This is a genomic window from Elioraea sp., from assembly GCF_022842375.1.
Lineage (GTDB): Bacteria > Pseudomonadota > Alphaproteobacteria > Acetobacterales > Acetobacteraceae > Elioraea_A.
In genome coordinates this window covers 96474-115688 of sequence record NZ_JALHPR010000010.1, presented here as the reverse complement: position 1 = coordinate 115688, position 19215 = coordinate 96474, and the positions used below count along the sequence as shown (strand labels likewise).

The 19215-nt window shown below is 71.3% G+C and carries 15 protein-coding genes; 3 read left to right on the top strand and 12 right to left on the bottom strand.

Annotation, left to right across the window (positions count from 1 at the left end; all coding sequences use genetic code 11):
- The 9 genes from Q0C38_RS11085 to Q0C38_RS11045 form a co-directional block, all read right to left on the bottom strand.
- Window positions 1-1143 (bottom strand): glycosyltransferase, encoded by a 1143-nt coding sequence (locus Q0C38_RS11085; protein WP_291297150.1) that lies wholly within the window; start codon window positions 1141-1143, stop codon window positions 1-3.
- A complete protein-coding gene (locus Q0C38_RS23325; protein WP_291297149.1) occupies window positions 1136-1705 on the bottom strand; it encodes a CatB-related O-acetyltransferase in 570 nt (189 codons plus the stop codon). The genes Q0C38_RS11085 and Q0C38_RS23325 overlap by 8 nt, the downstream gene beginning before the upstream one ends.
- Window positions 1705-2244: a dTDP-4-dehydrorhamnose 3,5-epimerase family protein gene (locus Q0C38_RS11075; protein WP_291297148.1), complete on the bottom strand. Its 540-nt coding sequence runs from the start codon at window positions 2242-2244 to the stop codon at window positions 1705-1707. Before Q0C38_RS11075 ends, Q0C38_RS23325 begins: the two co-directional genes overlap by 1 nt.
- Window positions 2241-3512 (bottom strand): class I SAM-dependent methyltransferase, encoded by a 1272-nt coding sequence (locus Q0C38_RS11070; RefSeq protein ID WP_291297147.1) that lies wholly within the window; start codon window positions 3510-3512, stop codon window positions 2241-2243. The genes Q0C38_RS11075 and Q0C38_RS11070 overlap by 4 nt, the downstream gene beginning before the upstream one ends.
- Window positions 3509-4579: a CDP-glucose 4,6-dehydratase gene (gene rfbG, locus Q0C38_RS11065; RefSeq protein WP_291297146.1), complete on the bottom strand. Its 1071-nt coding sequence runs from the start codon at window positions 4577-4579 to the stop codon at window positions 3509-3511. The genes Q0C38_RS11070 and rfbG overlap by 4 nt, the downstream gene beginning before the upstream one ends.
- The gene (rfbF, locus tag Q0C38_RS11060) at window positions 4576-5349 is read right to left on the bottom strand and encodes a glucose-1-phosphate cytidylyltransferase (protein WP_291297145.1); all 774 of its coding nucleotides are present in this window, start codon (window positions 5347-5349) and stop codon (window positions 4576-4578) included. The genes rfbG and rfbF overlap by 4 nt, the downstream gene beginning before the upstream one ends.
- A gap of 8 nt (window positions 5350-5357) precedes the next feature.
- Entirely contained in the window at window positions 5358-6524 is a 1167-nt protein-coding gene (locus Q0C38_RS11055) for a DegT/DnrJ/EryC1/StrS aminotransferase family protein (RefSeq protein WP_291297144.1), read from the bottom strand.
- On the bottom strand, window positions 6524-7201 hold the full coding sequence (locus Q0C38_RS11050) for a winged helix-turn-helix transcriptional regulator (RefSeq protein ID WP_291297143.1): 678 nt from the start codon (window positions 7199-7201) through the stop codon (window positions 6524-6526). The genes Q0C38_RS11055 and Q0C38_RS11050 overlap by 1 nt, the downstream gene beginning before the upstream one ends.
- A 67-nt stretch (window positions 7202-7268) precedes the next feature.
- Window positions 7269-8615: a nucleotide sugar dehydrogenase gene (locus Q0C38_RS11045; RefSeq protein ID WP_291297142.1), complete on the bottom strand. Its 1347-nt coding sequence runs from the start codon at window positions 8613-8615 to the stop codon at window positions 7269-7271.
- 64 nt (window positions 8616-8679) lie between these two features.
- On the opposite strand from Q0C38_RS11045, the gene Q0C38_RS11040 reads away from it, so the two are divergent.
- From Q0C38_RS11040 to Q0C38_RS11030, 3 genes are all read left to right on the top strand, one after another.
- Window positions 8680-9555, top strand: a complete 876-nt coding sequence (locus Q0C38_RS11040; protein WP_291297141.1) for a LysR family transcriptional regulator — start codon at window positions 8680-8682, stop codon at window positions 9553-9555.
- Between the two features lie 91 nt (window positions 9556-9646).
- Complete coding sequence (locus tag Q0C38_RS11035) at window positions 9647-10621, top strand: sodium-dependent bicarbonate transport family permease (protein WP_291297140.1); 975 nt, start codon at window positions 9647-9649, stop codon at window positions 10619-10621.
- A 114-nt stretch (window positions 10622-10735) separates the two neighbouring features.
- Window positions 10736-13273, top strand: coding sequence for a glycogen/starch/alpha-glucan phosphorylase (locus tag Q0C38_RS11030; protein ID WP_291297139.1), 2538 nt, complete (start codon window positions 10736-10738; stop codon window positions 13271-13273).
- A gap of 28 nt (window positions 13274-13301) precedes the next feature.
- Here the strand turns inward: Q0C38_RS11030 and Q0C38_RS11025 are convergent, their stop codons facing one another.
- Genes Q0C38_RS11025 through Q0C38_RS11015 form a run of 3 tightly spaced genes read right to left on the bottom strand, consistent with a single transcriptional unit; the run spans window position 13302 to window position 19033 of the window.
- Window positions 13302-13862, bottom strand: coding sequence for a hypothetical protein (locus Q0C38_RS11025; protein ID WP_291297138.1), 561 nt, complete (start codon window positions 13860-13862; stop codon window positions 13302-13304).
- Window positions 13863-13904: 42 nt separating this feature from the next.
- Window positions 13905-15665, bottom strand: coding sequence for a ShlB/FhaC/HecB family hemolysin secretion/activation protein (locus Q0C38_RS11020; protein ID WP_291297137.1), 1761 nt, complete (start codon window positions 15663-15665; stop codon window positions 13905-13907).
- Between the two features lie 32 nt (window positions 15666-15697).
- Window positions 15698-19033: a filamentous hemagglutinin N-terminal domain-containing protein gene (locus tag Q0C38_RS11015; protein WP_291297136.1), complete on the bottom strand. Its 3336-nt coding sequence runs from the start codon at window positions 19031-19033 to the stop codon at window positions 15698-15700.
- Window positions 19034-19215 lie beyond the last annotated feature (182 nt).

The following is a 19215-nucleotide window of genomic DNA, read 5'->3' as shown; positions in this document are numbered from 1 at the left end:
TCAGACAGGCGCCGGCAGCACGGCGCCGGCCTCCCTGCCGTCGATCAGCGCCGCATAGAGCGCGACGTAGCGCTCGACGCAGGCGGCGAGGCCGTATTCGTTGCGCGCACGCGCCGCCGCAGCGGCGCCGAGGCGCGCCCGCAAGCCCGCATCGCTGCCGAGGGTGACCAGCGCTTCGGTCAGCGCCGCCGCATCGCGCGCCGGCACGACGACGCCTGCCTCGCCAACCGCTTCCGGGCTGCCGCCGACATCGGTGACGATCGGGGGAAGCCCGGCACCCATCGCCTCGATCACCGCGTTGGGCGAGCCTTCCTCGTGCGAGGCGAGGACGAACATGTCGGAGGCGCCGAGCAGCTCGGCGATGTCGGTCCGCTCGCCGAGGATGCGCACATCGTCGATGAAGGCCTGCGCCTCCGACTGCGCGGTGATGGCCACCGCCATGCCCTCGTCACGTCCCGCGAGCACCAGCGTGGTGCCTGGCGGAAGCTGCTTCCGCGCACGGCCGAAGGCCTCGATCAGCTCCGCATGGCCCTTGTAGGGGATGAGGTTGGCGACGCAGGTGATCACCAGCGCGTCAGGCCCGATGCCGAGGCTCTCGCGCACCGCCGCGCGGGGCACCGCGGGCGCGCCGATGACGATGCCGTTTCGCAACAACGCCACACGCCCGCGCGGCGCGCCCTCGGCGACCAGCTCGGCGCAGATGGCAGCGCTGTTGCCGACGAGCGCATCCATCCGCGCGTGCAGCGCCCGCTCGCGCTCCGCCGCGCGTGGGTGTGCGGTCTGGTACGCGTTGAGGCTGCGGCGGCTCATCACGCGCTTGCCGCCTCCCGTGATGTTGGTGACGACCCCGCCGATCAGGTAGGCCTCTGGCAGGAAGAAATGGGTCACGGTCGGGCGCCAGAACAGGGCCGCGCGCAGCACCGCGAGCGCGCCGCCCACGCGCGTGCCTGCCTCCTCCACCGCCACGCCGCCGGCGCGCAGCGCGTCCGCCAGCTCGCCGCCCTTGCGCAGCGCGATGACGCGCACGGCAGCACCGCGCGCGACCAGCGCCGGCAGCACCGCGGCGAGGTGACGCTCCGTTCCTCCGCGCCCGAGGCCGGTGACGACGACGAGCAGCCTGAAGCCCTGTGGCAATTCAGGCATGTGTCTCTCCCGCGCGGATCAGGAAGGCCTCGATCGGGCCATGGAACGCATCCTCGAGCGCGGCGATGCGCGCATCCGGCCAGTCCCACCAGCGCAGCGCGAGCAGGGCGGCGATCGTCGCTTCATCAAATCGCAGCCGGAGCTGCCGTGCCGGGTTGCCGGCGACGACGGCATAGGCCGGCACATCGCGCGTCACGATCGCGCCAGCACCGATCACCGCGCCATCGCCGACCGTCAGGCCCGAGAGAACCATCGCGCGCGCGCCGATCCAGACGTCGTTGCCGATCACGACACCGCCGCGCGTCGTCGCGTCGACGTCGCCGCGGCCGAGCAGCTTCGCGCGGAAGGGAAACGTGCTCGCCAGCTGCGTCGGATGGTCCGCCTGGCCGAAGATCAGCACGTCGGGCCCGACGGAGCAGAAGGCGCCGACGGTGATCGGTGCCGCCGCCGTCGGGCGCACGAGGTTGCGCGGGGCGAGGCCGTAGGTGTGGCGGCCGATGCTGACATGCGCCGGGAACCGTGCCGCCCGCCTGCCTGCGAGCCTGTCGAGGAGCGCGCGCATCAGGCCGTCCCGAACGGTGGGAAGGTGAGGTCGCGCGCACCGATCAGCGCGGGCGCCGCTGGCCAGGCGATGGCGAAGGCTGGGTCGTCATACCGCGCGCCGCGGGCGAGCGCCGCCGCATAGCGCGCGCCCATGAGGTAGAGCACGGCGGCATCGCCGGTGAGCGTGATGAAGCCGTGCGCGAAGCCCTCGGGGATGGCGAGCGCCCGGCCGTTGGCGGCGGAGAGTTCCTCCGCGTACCAGCGCCGGAACGTCGGGCTCGCGGGACGGAGGTCGACCGCGACGTCCCACACGCTGCCCGCGACGCAGCGGACGATCTTCGCCTCAGCGGCGGGAGCATCCTGCCAGTGAAGGCCGCGCAGCGTGTGGCGGCGCGGGTTTGTCGAGAGGTTGGTCTGCTGCACCGTCATCCGAAAGCCTGCCTCGGCCATCGCTTCGGCGCAATGGAGCCGCGCGAAGCCGCCGCGCTCATCCTGCTGTGCGATGCTGTGCAGCAGCAGCAGCCCCGGCAGCGGGGTGGGAGAGATCGCGAGGGTCACGGCGCGTCGAACACCGAAAGTGCGGGGACGGCAACGGCGAAGCGCCCGCCCCAGGCGGCGATGCCGGCGAGATCGGCCGCGATCTCGCGTCGGATGTTCCAGGGCAGGATCAACACGATATCGGGACGTTCGGCGAAGATCGCCTCCGGCGCGCGGATGGGGATGTGCGACCCTGGCAGGAACCGCCCCTGCTTCGAGGGTGCGCGATCGGCCACGAAGGCGATGCGCCCATCTCCGGCCGTGATGCCGCAGTAGTTCAGCAGCGTGTTGCCCTTGGCAGCCGCGCCATAGGCGGCCACGCGCCTGCCCTCCGCCCGCATGCGATCGAGGAATGCCATCAGCCCGTCGCGCACCGCCTCGCACGCGGTGGCGTAGCCGGCGTAAGCCCCATCGCTGTCCAGGCCGGCTGCCTGTTCCTTCGCGCGGATCGCGGCAAGCCCGGCACCTTCCGTACGGCCGGCCGCGGCATGCGCGACGAAGAGGCGAAGGCTGCCGCCATGGGTTGGAAGCTCCTCGACGTCGAACACCGCGAGGCCCTGGGCGGCGAGCACACGCTCGGCCGCGGCGAGCGAGAAATAGCAGTAGTGCTCGTGATAGATCGTATCGAACTGGAGCTCTCGCAGCAGATTGAGCAGATGCGGGAACTCGACCGTCAACGTGCCCGCTGGCGCCAGCAGCGTCGCGAAGCCGGCGGCGAAGTCGTTCAGGTCCGGCACGTGCGCGAAGACGTTGTTGGCCGCGATCAGGTCGGCCGGCCCGTCACGGTCACGTAGCCGCCGCGCGGTCTCGCGGCCGAAGAACGCCACCTCCGTCGGCACGCCTGAGGCCACGGCCTCGGCCGCCACGTTCGCCGCAGGCTCGATGCCGAGGCAGGGGATTCCCATCGCGACGAAGTGGCGCAGCAGGTAGCCGTCATTGCTTGCGATCTCGACGACGCGGCTTGCGGGCCCGAGCGAGAGGCGGTCTCGCATTGCCCGCGCATACCGTTCCGCGTGCGCAACCCAGCTCGCGGCGACGGAGGAGAAATAGGCATAGTCGGAGAAGATTTCCTCCGGCGGCACGGCAGCGCCCACCTGCACGAGGCGGCAGGCGCCGCAAACCCGCGCATGCAGCGCGTAGTGCGGTTCAGGGCGCGCCAGTGCGTCTGCCGCCAGGTAGGCATTTGCCAGGGGCTGGTCACCAAGATCGACCAGGCTGAGCGAAAGGGGCGAGCCGCAGAACCGGCAGGTGCGATGCCCGTCGCCGCCGATGGGGCGAAGCGTGCTCATGCCGCCGCCCGCAGGCACAGGGCAGCGTGCGCGTCGAGCGCAGCGTCGGCCAGCCACGCGGCATCCTCGCCGGCCGCGAGCGCGCGGTAGAAGCGGGCTGCGTCATCCACCGCCTCCGCCGCACCATGCAGCGTGCGCCAGCCGAGCGTCGCTGCCGCCCGGGTGGGATCGAGCGAGAGCGAGCGCTTCTCGGCAATCGCGGCGGCCGGGTCGTACACCGGCGCGGGCGCGCCGAGGATCGCGGCGATGCGGCTGGCGATCGCCTCCGCCGTCAGGCAAGGCGCTTCAGGCGAGGGACCGAAGTTGAGCGCGGCCAGCCCCCCGCGTGCGGCCAGCGCTTCGGCGTGGAGAAGGTAGCCGCGCAGGCAGTCGCGCACATCCTGCCAGGGTCGCGTGGAGGTTGGCGCGCGCAGCATGACGGGCCTGCCTGCCGCTGCCGCGCATACCGTGTCGGGGATCAGCCGTGCGGCACCGAAATCGCCGCCACCGACGACATTGCCCGCCCGCGCGGTGCCGAGCGTGATCCCGCGCTGTGCGAACAGCGTGCGCCAAGCAGGGAGCAAGATCTCGACGGCCGCCTTGCTCGCCGAATACGGATCATCGCCGCCGAGCGGCGCATCCTCGGCGAAGGCGATGCCGCCATCGTCGTTGCGGTAGACCTTGTCGCTGGTCACGACCAGCACGGCGCGGAGCGAGGGTGCGCTGCGCAGCACCTCCAACAATGCCACCGTACCGCCGACATTCGTGGAGACCGTCAATGCTGGATCATGCCACCCGCGCGGGACAAGCGCCTGTGCCGCGAGATGCAGCACCATGGTCGGTTCGGCTGCCGCAACGGCCGTGGCGATGGCCGAAGCGTCGCGCAGGTCCCCCAGCGTCTCGCCGATGCCGAACCAGAGCGGGGCGAGCGCCCGCGCGCCAGGCTCTGCCGGCAAGGCGCACCCGTGCACGCGCGCGCCGAGGCGGGTGAGCCAGTGCGCAAGCCAGGCGCCCTTGAAGCCGGTGTGGCCGGTGAGCAGGACGTTCTGTCCTGCCCAGAAGGCAGGGTTCGGCAGAGGCGCGGTCATGGCCACATTGCCCACGGCGCGCGGCCGGAGCGCCAGTGCTCCTCCAGCACAGCCTTGTCGCGCAGCGTGTCCATCGGCTGCCAGAAGCCGTCATGGCGGAAGGCACGAAGCTCACCCCGCGCGGCCAGGCGCTCCAGCGGGCCTGCTTCCCAGGTTGTCGCGTCGCCGTCGATCTCGTCGAGCACCGAGGGTTCGAGCACGAAGAACCCGCCATTGATGAAGCCGCCATCGCCTTGCGGCTTCTCGATGAAGCGGGCGACGCTGTCGCCGTCAAGCGCCACCGCACCGAAACGACCCGGTGGGCGAACAGCGGTGAGCGTCGCCTTGCGCCCGTGCGCGCTGTGGAAGGCGAGCAGTGCGCCGATGTCGATGTCGGCGACGCCATCGCCGTAGGTGAGGCAGAACGTCTCGTCCGGCGTGAGATGCCGCGCGACGCGCTTGAGCCGCCCGCCCGTCATTGTCGCATCGCCCGTCTCGGCCAGCGTCACGCGCCAGGGCTCGGCCGGGGTGTCATGGTACGTCAGCGTGTTCGCGGCGAGGTCGATCGTCACGTCGGCGCGGTGCAGCGTCCAGTTGGCGAAGTACTCCTTCACCATGTAGCCCTTGTAGCCGAGGCAGACGACGAAGTCCGTCAGCCCGAAATGGGCGTAGATCTTCATGATGTGCCAGAGCATCGGCCGCCCGCCGATCTCGACCATCGGCTTCGGCCGCACCACCGTCTCCTCGGCGAGACGCGTGCCGAGGCCGCCTGCGAGGATGACGACCTTCATCGCGAGCCTCAGGCGAGAACCTCGCGCATGGCCGAAATGATCCGGTCCTGCGTGGGTTCGTCGAGATAGGGGTGGAACGGGATGCTGAATACCTCGGCCGCCAGCCGCTCGCTCACCGGCAGGCCGTTGCCGGCGATGGGGTGGCGCGCATAGGCCTTCTGGTGATGCAGCGGCTTCGGGTAGTAGATCGCCGTCGGCACGCCGCGCGCCTTCAGCGCGGCGAGCACGTCCGCCCTGTTGCGGCCAGGGATGCGCAGCGTGTACTGCGCCCAGACCGAGACGTTGTGGGCGGCGACGCTGGGCACGATCGCCACATCGGCAAGTGCGGCGTTGTATCGGTCGGCCACGCGCTGGCGCGCGGCGATCTCATCGGGGAACACGCGCAGCTTCTCGATCAGCACGGCGGCCTGCATCGTATCGAGCCGCCCGTTCATGCCGACGCGGACATTCTCGTACTTGTCCTGGTTGTCCTGCCCGTGCACGCGGAGCGATTGCAGCACGTCGAGCGTTTCGGGATCGTGGCAGAACACCGCGCCACCGTCGCCGTAGCAGCCGAGCGGCTTGGCGGGAAAGAAGCTTGTCGCCGCCATGTCGCCGATCGCCGCGACATGCGTGCCGTGGTGGGTGGCGCCGAAGCTCTGCGCCGCGTCGACGAGAACCTTGAGGCCGGCAGCGCGCGCGATGGGAAGCAGCGCGTCGTAATCCGCCGGCTGGCCGAACAGGTCGACGGTGATGACGGCACGCGGCGCGAGGCCCGCGCGCTTCGCCGTCTCGATGCCGGCCTCGAGGCTCGCGGGGTCCATGTTGAAGCTGTCCTCGCGCACATCGACGAAGACGGGCGTTGCCCCCAGCCAGGCGACGACCTCGGCGGTGGCGGCGAAGGTGAAGGCTGGGCAGAACACGGCATCGCCCGGGCGCAGGTTCCACGCCATCAGCGCGAGCGCCAGCGCATCGGTGCCGTTGGCGCAGGAGAGCGTGTGCGGCACGCCGGCGAAGGCCGAGAGCTCGGCTTCGAGCTGCCGCACCTCGGGGCCGAGGATGTACTGCGTCGAGCGCACGACGCGTAGGATCGCCTCCTCCATCCGTGCACCGATCGCGCGGCGCTGTGCGTCGAGGTCGATGAAGGCGATGGGCGCCTGGGGCTTCGCGGCGGTGTCGGGAATCAGGTCTGGCATCAGGCGCTCTCCTCGGTGGCGACGGTGGCGACCACGCGCGCCAACTCGGGCATCACGATGGCATCGGGCGGAAGGCGGAGGCGCGCGGCAAGTGACGCTGCTGTGGCACGGAGCGACCCATCGGCGTCAGCCGCGGCGATGATCAGCGCATCGGCCACGAGGCCGCGCGGTGCGGCGGTGGTCACAACGTGGCCGGCGCAGCGGCGGTTGTGGCCTGTGGGGTCGATGATTGCGGTGACGGCGAGGCCCGAATCGGCGGCACTCAGCATCACCACCTCGGCAAGGTCTCCGGCACCGATCAGCGCCACGTGGCGGCGGCCGGTGGCGGCGAGATGGTCAGTCAGCAGCGTGCAGGCGGCGCGGGCGCGGCGGTAGAAGGAAAGGCTGTCGGAGAGGTACTGCGCCGTCAGTCGGCCCTTCTCGGTCATGCCGCGCGGGGTGAGGTAGTAGGCGTAGCGGCGCACGGGCGCGGTGCGCACCTTCACCAGGCCCTTGCGCACGCAGCGCTTCAGGTAGGCGTTGGTCAGCCCGAGCGCGATGCCGAGTTCGCGCGCAAGGCCGCGCTGGGTTTGTTCCGCATCGCGTTCGACGGCGGCCAGAAGGCCGAGGAGAATCGCTGGGTCCTCGGCATCGGCGCGCGCGCGCGGCGCGGCGCGGGCTGGTTGCGTAGCTGGCACGGCTCGCGTCTACGCTGTTCACGCCGTGAACGTCAACCCCGCCCACGGTGGGCGCTGCAATGCTGCGTCAGGCGAGGACCAGCGTCGGCCCATCCGCCCCGGCACGGCGGCAGGCGTTGCGGGTATCGACCACGAGGGGAGCGGCGGCGAGCAGCCCGGCATAGTCGAGCCCGTCATGGTCGGTCACGATCATCGCGGCGTCGTAACCGCCGAAGGCAGCGAGGTCCCACGGCACCGAGCGCCGGCCGGCGAGGTGCGGATATTCGCGCGAGGGGCGGATCTCCGGAACGTACGGGTCGTGGTAGTCCACCGCGGCGCCACGCTCCTCCAGCAGCTCGATGATCTTGAGCGTCGGGCTCTCGCGCATGTCGTCGACGTTTTTCTTGTAGGCCGCACCGAGCAGCAGGATGCGCGCGCCCTTCAATCCCTTCCCGGCACGATCGTTCAGCGCATCGGCCAGGCGCTGCACGACCCAGCGCGGCATGGCGGTGTTGATCTCGCCGGCGAGCTCGATGAAGCGTGTCGCCACCTCGTGCTCGCGCGCCTTCCAGGTGAGGTAGAACGGATCGATCGGGATGCAGTGCCCGCCGAGGCCGGGGCCTGGCCAGAACGGCATGAAGCCGAACGGCTTGGTCGCGGCGGCGTTGATCACCTCCCACACATCGATGCCCATCGCGGCGTAGATCTGCTTCAGCTCGTTGACGAGTGCGATGTTCACCGCGCGGAAGATGTTCTCGGTGAGCTTCACCGCCTCGGCCGTCGCGGCACTTGAGACCGGCACGGTTCGGGGCACGACGGCGTCGTAGAGGGCGAGCGAGAGGGCCAGCGCATCCTCACCCTCGGCGCCGACCACCTTGGGGATGCGGCTCGTCGAATGGTCGATGTTGCCGGGGTCCTCGCGCTCGGGCGAGTAGGCGAGGAAGATGTCGGTCCCGGAACGGAGGCCCGCGCGCTCGAGGATGGGCTTGACCACCTCCGCCGTCGTGCCGGGATAGGTGCTGCTCTCGAGGATGACGAGCTGGCCGGGGCGCAGCGTGGCGGCGATGGTCTCGGCGGTGGCCACGACATAGGTCATGTCCGGTTCGCGGTGGCGCGTCAGCGGCGTCGGCACGCAGATCAGCAGCGCATCGGCCTCGCCCAGCCGCGCTGGATCGGCTGTCACGGCGAAGCGGCCGGTGGCGTTGAGCGCGCCGATCACCTCTGGCCCGATATGGTGGATGTAGGAACGGCCAGCGGCGAGTGCCGTGACCTTCGCGGGATCGGTGTCGAAGCCGAGCACGGGGAAGCCCCGCTCGACGAATATGCGCGCGAGCGGCAGCCCGACATAGCCGAGGCCGATGATCGCGACCGTGGCGGTGCGGGCGGCAATCCTGGCGGCGAGCGAGGCGGCGTGTGAAGCGGTGGGGGCGTCCATGGCCGCGCGGGTAGGCTGCGGCGCGGGTCGTGTCAACCGCCGCGTCCTGGTATCTTCTGCCTCGATGGCCAAGGCCCCACCCCCGAAGCGCCTGATCGACCTCGACACCGCCGTGCTGCGCAGCTTCCGCACGCTGGCCGAGACCCGCAGCTTCACGCGTACGGCGGAACGCGTCGGCCGCACCCAGCCGGCGGTGACTCAGCAGATCAGGAAACTCGAGGTGCTGCTTGGCGAGACGCTGGTGGTGCGCGGCCAGCGCATCGCGCTCACCGCCGCCGGCGAGACGCTGCTCGGCTATGCCAAGCAGATCCTCGACCTCGCCGATGGTGCCGCAGCCGCGCTGAAGCCCTCAGCCGATGCCGGCGAGGTGCGGTTCGGCAGCCCGGAGGACATCGCCACCTTCTTCCTGCCCGACATCCTGGCACGCTTCGTCCACCGCCACCCTGCCGTGCGGCTGCAGACCACCTGCGCCCTGACGCTCGACCTGCTGAAGGGCCTCGGGCGGCGGAGCTATGACGTGGTGGTCATCAAGCAGGAGCCGCGCAGCATCCACCCCGGCGCGGTGCCGGTGTGGCGCGAACGCCTGGTCTGGGCCGGGGCGGCCGACGTGCCGGCGGGTCCTGCCCTGCCCGTGCGGCTCGCGCTGTCGCCCGAACCCTGCGTCTACCGCGCGCGGGCGATCGCGGCCCTCTCCGCGGCAGGGGCACCGTGGAGCATCGTCTATACGAGCCCCTCGCTCGCGGGCGTTGCCGCGGCGGTGCGGGCGGGCCTCGGCGTCACGGTGCTGCCGCGCACCATGATGCCGCCAGGCCTTGCGCCGATGCCCGCGGGCAGGCTGCCGGCGCTGGCCGACACGGTGGTGTGCGTGGCCACGCGCGCCGGCGCGCCACCGGCGGCCCAGGCCTTCGCGCGCTTCGTGGCGGATGCGTTTGGCCATTAGGAAAACTTATCGGCTGAGCCGAGATTTCCAATTTCCCCTGATGAGGTAGGGGGGCTACAGCCCCGGCGCGTTCCCCGCACCGGAGGCTGCCATGCCTGGCTTCGACCTGCTGCTCGCCAACCTGATCTCGCCCATCGTGCTGGCCTTCGTGCTCGGCGCGATCGCGGGCTTCATCCGAAGCGAGCTCGAACTGCCCGAGCCGGTGCTGAAGCTGCTGTCGATCTACCTGCTGTTCTCGATCGGGCTCGTCGGCGGGCGTGAACTTGCGCTCGCGGGGCTTGCCGCGATCGCGCCGCTCGTCGCGGTCGCCGCGCTGCTGACGATCGTGATCCCGATCGCCTCCTTCGTCGTGCTGCGCAGCCTCGGGCGGTTCGACGTATCGAACGCCGCCGCGGTCGCGGCCCACTACGGCTCGGTCTCCTCGGTCACGTTCTTCGCCGCGATGGCTTTCGCGCGCGCTGCCGGAACGCCGGCGGAGGGCTACATGACGGCGGTCGTCGCGATCATGGAATGGGGTGTCATCGTCGCGCTCATGCTTGCCCGCTGGTCGCTCGGCCGGGCCTCTGGTCGCGCGAGCATCGGGCAACTGGTGGCCGATACGCTGAGGGGTCGCGGCATCCTGCTGCTGTCGGGCGGGATGGTGATCGGCGCGCTCGCCGGCGACAGGGGCTGGTCGCAGATCGCGCCGTTCTACGAACACCTCTTCCGCGGCATCCTGATGCTGTTCCTGCTTGAGATGGGCATGACGGCCGCGCGCCAGGTGCGCGACTTCGCCACCGTCGGGCGGTTCATGACGGGGTTTGCCATCGTCGCCCCGCTGGTGTTCGGCACGCTCGGCGTCGTGGCGGGCCATGTCGCGGGTCTCGGGACCGGCGGGGCGTTCGTGCTCGGCGCCGTCTGTGCGTCGGCGTCCTACATCGATGCCCCGGCTGCCTGCCGCGCTGCACTGCCGGAGGCGAGCCCGGGCATCTACCTGACTGCCTCGCTCGGCATCACGTTTCCATTCAACCTGTTGGCTGGATTGCCGCTGCTGCACGCCCTGTCGCAATGGCTTGGCGGGGCGTGAATCCAGCCATCGACAGTTTTTGACGCCTGCCCGCGCATTCAGGTGTTAACGTCGTGTGCACCGCACCATGGGACGATGCCCCTGGGTGAATGACCGCGAACATCGGACGAGCGCATGAACGAGACCGATACGGCTTCCCAGATCGCCCCGGCAACCGAGCTGCCCGTGGGGCCGCCAGGGGGGCCGTCACTGCCGGTGCCGTCACTGCCAGGGGTGCCCTCACTGAATGCCAGGTCCTCGGTCGTACGCGACCAGCTGCTCGCCAAGCTCACCTACGCAGTGGGCAAGGACCCCTTCGTCGCCCGGCGGTATGACTGGCTGCTCGCGGCGAGCCACGTCGTGCGCGATGCGATCATCGACCGCTGGATCGCCGCCACGCGCGAGACGTATCGCTCGGGCCACAAGCGCGTCTACTACCTCTCGCTCGAATTCCTGATCGGGCGGCTGTTCCGCGACAGCGCCTCGAACCTCGCCATCCTCGAGCCGCTGCGCGAGGCGCTCGCCACCTTCGGCGTCGCACTCGAGGACATCGCCGAGATCGAGCCCGACGCCGCGCTCGGCAATGGTGGCCTCGGCAGGCTCGCGGCCTGCTTCATCGAGAGCATGGCGAGCACGGGGATCCCCGCCTTCGGCTACGGCATCCGCTACGAACACGGTCTGTTCCGGCAGAAGATCGTCGATGGCCGCCAGGTCGAGGTGCCGGAGAACTGGCTGTCGCACGGCAACCCCTGGGAGTTCGAGCGGCGCGAGGCGGCCTACGAGATCGGGTTCGGCGGCGTCGTCGAGGGGCGTCAGGAATGGGACGGCGCGACCAAGCCGACCTGGAAGCCGGCCGAGCGTGTGATCGCGGTCGCCTATGACACGCCGGTGATCGGCTGGCAGGGCAAGGCGGTGACGACGTTGCGGCTCTGGTCTGCCCGCGCGATGGACCCGATGCAGCTTGAGGCGTTCAACTCGGGCGACCATGTCGGTGCGGTGCACGAACGGATGCGCGCGGAATCGATCAGCCGCGTTCTGTATCCGGCCGACAGCACGCCGGCCGGGCAGGAGCTTCGCCTGCGCCAGGAGTACTTCTTCACCTCCGCCTCGCTGCAGGACATGCTGCGCCGCCACGTGCAGCAGTTCGGCGACGTGCGCAGCCTGCCCGAGCACGCGGCCGTGCAGCTGAACGACACGCACCCCGCCATTGCGGTGGCGGAACTGATGCGCATCCTCCTCGACATCCACGGCCTTTCCTGGGAGGAGGCGTGGACGACGACGCAGGAAACGATCAGCTACACCAACCACACGCTTCTCCCCGAGGCGCTCGAGACCTGGCCCGTTCACCTGATGGAACGGATGCTGCCGCGCCACATGCAGATCATCTACGCAATCAACGCACGCCTGCTCGCCCAGGCGCGCCGCGTCGCGGGAGCCGATGATGCGTTCATCGCCGCCGTATCGCTGATCGATGAGCATGCCGGCCGCCGCGTACGCATGGGCAACCTCGCCTTCGTCGGCTCGCACAAGGTCAACGGCGTCTCGGCGCTGCACACGGGGCTGATGAAGGAGACGGTGTTCGCCTCGCTCGCGCGGCTGCATCCGGGGCGGATCGTCAACAAGACCAACGGCATCACGCCGCGGCGCTGGCTGTTCCAGGCGAACCCTGGCCTCACCGCGCTGCTCCGCGAGACGATCGGGGATCGCTTCATGGAGGATGCCGAGGCGCTGGCCGACCTTGCGCCCCATGCCGAGGATGCGTCGTTCCAGGCCGCGTTTGCTGCCATCAAGCTCGCCAACAAGCAGCGGCTGGCGTCGCTGATCAGCGAGCGCACCGGCATCCGCGTCGACCCCACCGCACTGTTCGACGTGCAGGTCAAGCGCATCCACGAATACAAGCGCCAGTTGCTCAACATCCTCGAGACGATCGCGCTCTACGACGCGATCCGTGCTGACCCTGACCGCTTCCCCGTGCCGCGCGTGAAGGTGTTCGCCGGCAAGGCTGCGGCGAGCTACTGGACCGCGAAGCAGATCATCCGCCTGATCAACGACGTCGCCCGCGTGGTGAACGCCGACCCTGCGGTGCAGGGCAAGCTGAAGGTGGTGTTCCTGCCCAACTACAACGTCTCGCTCGCGGAACGCATCATGCCGGCGGCCGATCTCTCCGAGCAGATCTCGACGGCGGGGATGGAGGCGTCGGGCACCGGCAACATGAAGTTCGCGATGAACGGGGCGCTGACCATCGGCACGCTCGACGGCGCGAATGTCGAGATCCGTGACCTCGTCGGGTCGGACAACATCGTGATCTTCGGCCTGAGGGCGGAGGAGGTCGCCGCCCTCCGGCATGACGGGTACGACGCGCGCGCGACGATCGAGGCAACACCGGCGCTCAGCAACGCGCTCGGCGCGGTGGCCGAGGGGCTGTTCTCGCCCGACGAGCCTGGCCGCTACGGCGATCTCATCGGCACGCTCTATGGCGGCGATCACTTCCTCGTCGCCGCGGATTTCGCGGCCTACGCCGAGGCGCAGCGCGCGGTCGACCGGCTGTGGCAGGACGAAGCCGCGTGGCGGCGGAAGACCATCCTGAACACCGCCCGGGTCGGCTGGTTCTCGTCTGACCGCACGGTGCGCGAGTACGCCGAGGAGATCTGGCGCGTGAAGCCGCGCGGCTGAGAGGGCCGGCCACGCAAGGCGCGGCGGGTCAGCCGAGCGGAACGCGCGCGACCGCGCCCTCGAGCACGCGGCGGGTGCGCGCCGCATCCTCGGTGCCATCCACCGCGAAGGCGGCAAGTGCGGCGAGGAACGCCGCCGTTAGCCCCACCTCCTCGGCCATCCGGGCGATGCCGCCACGGTGCAGGTGGGCCGCCGCCCTCACCCAGTGGATCAGCCGCGAGAGGTTGAACACCATCGGCACCCAGGTGTGGGGGTGGCTCGGCCAGGCCTTCACCTTCAGCATGTCGGCCACCACACGGCGGTCAGGCTGCGCGGCCGAGAACCAGCGCCAGAGCACGGCGGTGGCGCGCTGGTGCGGCGAGAGCGCGGCGAAGGCCTCCGCCCCCTCCTCGGGGTCGGCCAGCATGGCGCGCAGCAGGCGGCGGAATTGCGCGTCGGCGATCGCATCCGCGTCGGGGAAGCGGCGGGCAATGTCGGCCAGCGGGATGCCGAGGCCTTCCGCCACGCGGTCAAGCGCCAGCGCGTCCCACCCGCTCTCGCGGGCCTGGGCCATGGATGCGTCGAAGATCTGCTCGGCAATGTGATCCATGCGGATGAGGTGGGGCCGGGCGCCGCGCCCGGCAAGCGCGGCTCAGAACCGGATCACCGAGGAGACGAACAGCCGCGGGTCCTTGCCGTCGCTGCCCGACAGCACCTCGGTGCCGAGGCCGCGCGTCAGCGGCTTGGCCACCTCGATCGCCGCGGCGAAGGCGTCGCCGAGCCAGAGGCGTACACCCGCCCCCGTGCTGGCGAGGCTCGCTGACGGCGTGTCGGCGCCCTTGGCGTTCGTCACCACGCCGGCATCCCAGAACAGGTAGGGCTGGATCGTCGCCTCGCGCATGAAGCTGTAGCGCGAGGGTGCGAAGCCGGCGGTCCATTGCAGCTCGAGCGTGCCGGCGACGCCGTTGTCGCCGGCGATCTCGGAGGGGTCGTAGCCGCGCCCGATCCGTGCACCGCCGACGCCGAACTGCTCGGCGGCGACCAGCGGGTTGCCGAATGCCCACTGCCCGCGCACGAGCGCGAGCAGCCCGAGCCCATCGGCGATCATGCCGAGGTCCTGGAGCCGCGACGCTTCCGCCACCAGGCGGGTGAAGTCGCTCTGCGCACCGGGGCGGGAGGGGTTGGCGCGGCCCTCCGGCGAAGCGCCCATGGCGTTCAGCCCCTGGCTGAGTTCGACCGTCGCACCGTTGAGCCCGCCCCAGCCATCGGCGATGTCGTAGGCGAGTGCCGCGCGCAGCGGGCGCATGTCATCCTCGTACGCAGGCGAAACGTCACGCCTCCCGAACAGGTCATTGCGGCTGTTGTAGGGGGTGAAGGCGATGCTGATGCGCAGGTTCTCGGCCCGCGTGCGGATGATCGGATAGGACGCGCCGAGGCTGAAGCCTTCGGACTCGCCAGCCGTGTCGAACCGCGACAGCGTGAAGCCGGGGTCGGAGCGCGAGACGAAGGCCGAGGCGGCGATCGTCCAGCCATCGGCGCCGATCGGCGTCTCGTACCCGATCTCGCCGTAGCGGAGTTCCTTCAGCGGCGAGGCGCCGACGACGCGGAAGGCCACCCGGTCATAGGCCCGGATGACCGAGGAGACGGAGCCCCCCACCGTCGCCTGCCACGGCCCGACATAGCGGCTGCCGCGGTTGTCGACCGCGACATAGCCTTGCCACACCCGCGCGCTCTCGGCCGTGACGGAGAGGCGGGCGGCGCCGACGGGGCCTGCGGGTGCGGGCTCGATCAGCCCTTGCGCCGTCACGCCGGGCAGGTCGTTCAGCAGCAGGATCGAGCGTTCGAGGGCGCGCAGCGTCAGTGGCCGCGCGCCGAGCACCGCACGTTCAGCACGGGCCTGCAGGACGGCGTCGGGCGTCGGCCCCAGCCCGACCTCGGAGACGAACCCCTCGACCACCTGCAGCCGCGCGACGCCGTTGTCGATGCGCTGCGCCGGCACGAGCGCGCGGCTGATCAGGAACCCGCCCGCGCGGTACCGTTCCGTGATCGCATCGGCCATCGCGTAGAGGTCAGCCACCGAGATCTCGGTGCCGAGGCGTGCGGCGTAGAGGGGCCGAAGCTGCTCGGCCGTGAAGGCCGTCGCGCCGTCGATGCGGAGCTCGGTCAGCGTGAAGCGCAGGTTCTCGGCCCCCGCAGGCGGGCCCGAGCGTGGTTGCGCGGGAAGCTCCGTCGCCGGCGGGGCCGTGGCGGGGGCGGGGGCGGGGGTGGGCGCCTGGCCCGGCAGGCGTGCGGGGTCGATCCGCGCCGGAAGCTGCTGCTGCGCGAGTGCGGGCGCACCGACGAGCAGGGCGGCGGCAACGGCCAGCGCCCGTCGCCTGTGCGCACCCCTTCTGGGTGCTGTGCCACGGCTCATGCGGAGCGGGTCATGCGGCGTGCGTCATGCGCCTACCGTACGGGCAGGATGGGGGGCGCGACATAGCCGCTGAAATACTGCGTCGGCGGCGGCAACAGCCCATCGACGCGCGTCGCCAGCACCGTGTTGGCGAACACCGTCGCCGGGTCCTCGCCCTCCACCGTGACGGAGGCGGGCGTGAAGCCCTGCGTCTCGGCGAGGCCAGCGGGTGTGAACCCGGCCGTTCCGGCGGCGAGAGCCTCTGCCCCCTGGGCCTGCCGCGTGGTGTCGCGCAGCGCGAGCACGGCGTTCACGTCGGCATTGATGCCGGAGGCGGCCACCGTCGCCTCGCCACCGCCGCTCGGCGGAACGACGGGCGGGACTGCCGGCGGCAGCAGGGCGAACACCCTCGTGCTTCCCGCCAGCGAAAGCTGCGTCCCGCCGGCAAGCACCGACTGGTAGCGCGGCGTGGCACCCGGGCTGTCGGTGATCGCGCGCCAGTCCTGCAGCCCGATCGCCGCCGCACCCGCCGCGCCGGCGAAGGCGATCGCACCTGCGCTGACGGTCTGGTTCGCGGCCCCCGCCGCGACGCCGGGTGCGGTGCCGGGGTTCGACTGGATCGATGCGCTGCCCGGCGTTGGTGCTGCCGTCGGCGTCGTCTCGGAGAGGCCGAGCGGCGTCGCCCCGGCAGCGGCGGCGAGTGTGAGCGTGCCCGTCGTCGTCACGTCCTGCGCCCCGCCCGTGGTGGTGATGAAGGCGGCCGCACCGTTGCCGGAGAGGGTGATCGATGTCTCGGCCGTCACGGTCTGCCCGCCGCCGGCGTTGGTGATCGACGCCGCACCCGTGCCGGTGGAGGCGAGGAGGTCGAGCGTGGTTGCGGCCGACACGCCCTGCGCGCCGCCGCTGTTGGTGATGCGCGCGGGCGCGTTCGCGGCGGCGACGAGCCTGATCAGCCCGCCCGTGGCGGCGATGGTCTGCGCGCCGTTGGCGTTGGCGATCTCGACGGTGGCCGATGGGCTGGCGGCGAGCGCGATGCTCTGGGCCGTGACCGCCTGGTTGCCGGTGGTGTTGGCGATGCGCGCCCCGCCCGCGTTGCCCGTGAGCGTCAGCGCCTGCGAGGCCGTGATCGCCTGGTCACCGCCCGTGTTCAGGATGCTGGCCCCGAACCCAGCCGCCCCGCCTGTGACGGTGATCGCCCCGACGCGCGTGATGGTCTGGCCGCCGCCAGCGCTGACGATCGCGCCGCTGCCATTGGCGGTGACATCGAGCCTGCCGCCGATGTCGAGCACCTGCATCCCGCCGCTCGTGACGGCGGCTGCTGCCCGCGCGCCCCCGGCCTGGACGAGGAGGTTGCGACCGGCGGTGATCGTCTGCGTGCCCGCGGCGTTCTCGAGGCTCGTCCCCGTTGGGTTGAAGGCAGGAACGCCCGCTCCCGTTCCCGTGCCGACGATCACGTCGCGTGCTGCCGTGACAGTCATGCCCGTGCCTGAGGTGATGCGGGCGAAGTTGTCGCCGTTCGCGCCTGTCCCGGCCCTGAGTTCGACGTCGCGCCCCGCCGACACCGAAACGGTGCCGCCACCGGCGATGCGTGACCAGGTGCCGTTGCCGCCCGAGCCGCGCACGAGCACGTCCTGGCTCGCCGTGACGGCGATCGCGCCGCTGTCGCTCTCGACGCGGGTGTTGCGCAGCGCGCTCGTGCCCGCGACCAGCACGTCACCCGCCGTCGCTGCGAGGCGGATCGTGCCGGTGGTCGTGCCCACGCGGATGTTGCCGCCACCGCCGACCCGGACCGAGGCGCCTTGCGCGTCCAACGCGCCGGAGGCGAGCGTGATCCCGGCATTCAGGTTCGCCGTTCCGACCCCGCTGCCATCCGCATCGGCGCGCACGACGAGGCCGCCAGCACCCGTCGCCGTCACCGCCTGGCTCAGCGTGATGTTGTTGCCTGCCGTCAGTCGCAGCGTCCCGGCGCTCGCCCAGGTGAAGGCGGCGTTCACGACGATGTTGTTCGTCGCCACCAGCTCGACGTCCGCGGTGCCGAGGGCGGTGACGAGGGCGGGCGCGTTGAGGCTCACGTTGCCCGGCGTGCCGGGCGAGGGAACCGTGTTGGTACCGCCTGAGGTGACGACGGTGATGTTGGTCGGGTCGAGCAGCAGCGTGCCCCAGCGTCCTGACGCGGCGGTCAGGTCGGTCGTGCCGGCGTAGTCGAGCGCCAGCCGGCCCGACACTTCGGCGAATCCGCCAGCACCAGCCCCGGCGCCGCGCGCGGTGATCAGCCCGGCGAAGCTCACCGCCTCGTCTGCCCAGAGAACGACGCTGCCGCCGTTGCCCGCGGCCGTCGCGTCGGCCGCAAGCGTGACGCCATGCTCCACGCGCGTGGTGCGCGCCGCGCGCGTTCCCGATGCACCACGCGCATCGCCGCCGACGCGGACGCTGCCGCCGCCGTCCGCGCCCGAGGCGTCGACGCGCGCGCCCTGGCGCACGGTGACCTGGTCACCCAGCACCGCGACACTGCCGCCGCGCTGCCCCGCCGCCCCGCCCGACACATCGACGCGCCCCGCGACGGTGACGGCGGGCCCTTCGGCATGGACGCCGCCCAACGTGATGCCGCCCGCATCGGTTCCGATGCTCCGCGCCTCGACCACGCCGCCCATGTTGACGGCACCGGCCAGCACGCCCTTCGCCTCGGCCACCGTCATGCGCACGCGGCCGCCATCTGCGCTGATCCGCCCCGTGTTCTCTGCGAGCGCGCCCGGGGCGGCGCGCACCGCGATCAGCCCGTCACCGTCGAAATCGACTGTCGCCGCCTCGCCACCGGCGATCTGCACGCGCCCGAGGCGGGCCTCGATCGTGCCGGCGTTGCGCGCTGTCGGCCCGACGAGGGCAGCGAGCCCGCCGCCCGTCACGCTGATGCGCCCCTCGTTCACCACCTGGGCGCCGGGCGTGGCGGCCTGGTCAAGCCGCACCTGGCCGTCGGCCATGAACTGGCCGATCGCCTGGCCCGACATCCGCCCGGCGCCGGCGACGACGCCGGCGGCATCGACCCGCGCCTCAGGCCCGAGCCAGATGCCGTTCGGGTTGGCGATGACGACGCGTCCGTTGGAGGAGAGCTGGCCGAAGATGCGGCTCGGGTCGCTGCCCTGGACCTGCTGCACCGAGACCGAGCCGGCCCCGGGTTGGCGGATATCGACCGTGGCAGCGGAGCCGATGGAGAAGGACTGCCAGCCGATGACGGCGCGGTCAGAGCCCTGCGTCACCTGCAGCCGGTTCGGCGCGGTGGCCGCGATGCTCGCCTGCCCGGCGAGCACGGACCCGCCGGTCGGCAGCGTGTGGGGGGCGGGTGCCTGTGCGTGCGCGCCGGGAGCGCAGAGCGCAGTGCCTGCGAACAGCATCCAGCGAGACACGTGCCAACGAGACAACTGCATGTCGCCGCCCACCTCTTACGCCCGACGGCACCTGCACCATTGCCGGCGCCCTTGTGTTGGGCGCGGCTTCCTGCCGCCACCGCGGCACGGGCAGACGCCCGCACCGGACCCGGTTGGCCGTGCCGCATGGGCGGAGCCCTGTCGGCAAA

What these genes read in the sequence shown, in the direction of transcription:
- Q0C38_RS11085 (WP_291297150.1), bottom strand. Translation starts at nt 1,143, where the DNA reads ATGCCTGAATTGCCACAGGGCTTCAGGCTGCTCGTCGTCGTCACCGGC.
- Q0C38_RS23325 (WP_291297149.1), bottom strand. Translation starts at nt 1,705, where the DNA reads ATGCGCGCGCTCCTCGACAGGCTCGCAGGCAGGCGGGCGGCACGGTTC.
- Q0C38_RS11070 (WP_291297147.1), bottom strand. Translation starts at nt 3,512, where the DNA reads ATGAGCACGCTTCGCCCCATCGGCGGCGACGGGCATCGCACCTGCCGG.
- rfbG (WP_291297146.1), bottom strand. Translation starts at nt 4,579, where the DNA reads ATGACCGCGCCTCTGCCGAACCCTGCCTTCTGGGCAGGACAGAACGTC.
- rfbF (WP_291297145.1), bottom strand. Translation starts at nt 5,349, where the DNA reads ATGAAGGTCGTCATCCTCGCAGGCGGCCTCGGCACGCGTCTCGCCGAG.
- Q0C38_RS11055 (WP_291297144.1), bottom strand. Translation starts at nt 6,524, where the DNA reads ATGCCAGACCTGATTCCCGACACCGCCGCGAAGCCCCAGGCGCCCATC.
- Q0C38_RS11045 (WP_291297142.1), bottom strand. Translation starts at nt 8,615, where the DNA reads ATGGACGCCCCCACCGCTTCACACGCCGCCTCGCTCGCCGCCAGGATT.
- Q0C38_RS11040 (WP_291297141.1), top strand. Translation starts at nt 8,680, where the DNA reads ATGGCCAAGGCCCCACCCCCGAAGCGCCTGATCGACCTCGACACCGCC.
- Q0C38_RS11035 (WP_291297140.1), top strand. Translation starts at nt 9,647, where the DNA reads ATGCCTGGCTTCGACCTGCTGCTCGCCAACCTGATCTCGCCCATCGTG.
- Q0C38_RS11030 (WP_291297139.1), top strand. Translation starts at nt 10,736, where the DNA reads ATGAACGAGACCGATACGGCTTCCCAGATCGCCCCGGCAACCGAGCTG.
- Q0C38_RS11025 (WP_291297138.1), bottom strand. Translation starts at nt 13,862, where the DNA reads ATGGATCACATTGCCGAGCAGATCTTCGACGCATCCATGGCCCAGGCC.
- Q0C38_RS11020 (WP_291297137.1), bottom strand. Translation starts at nt 15,665, where the DNA reads ATGAGCCGTGGCACAGCACCCAGAAGGGGTGCGCACAGGCGACGGGCG.
- Q0C38_RS11015 (WP_291297136.1), bottom strand. Translation starts at nt 19,033, where the DNA reads ATGCTGTTCGCAGGCACTGCGCTCTGCGCTCCCGGCGCGCACGCACAG.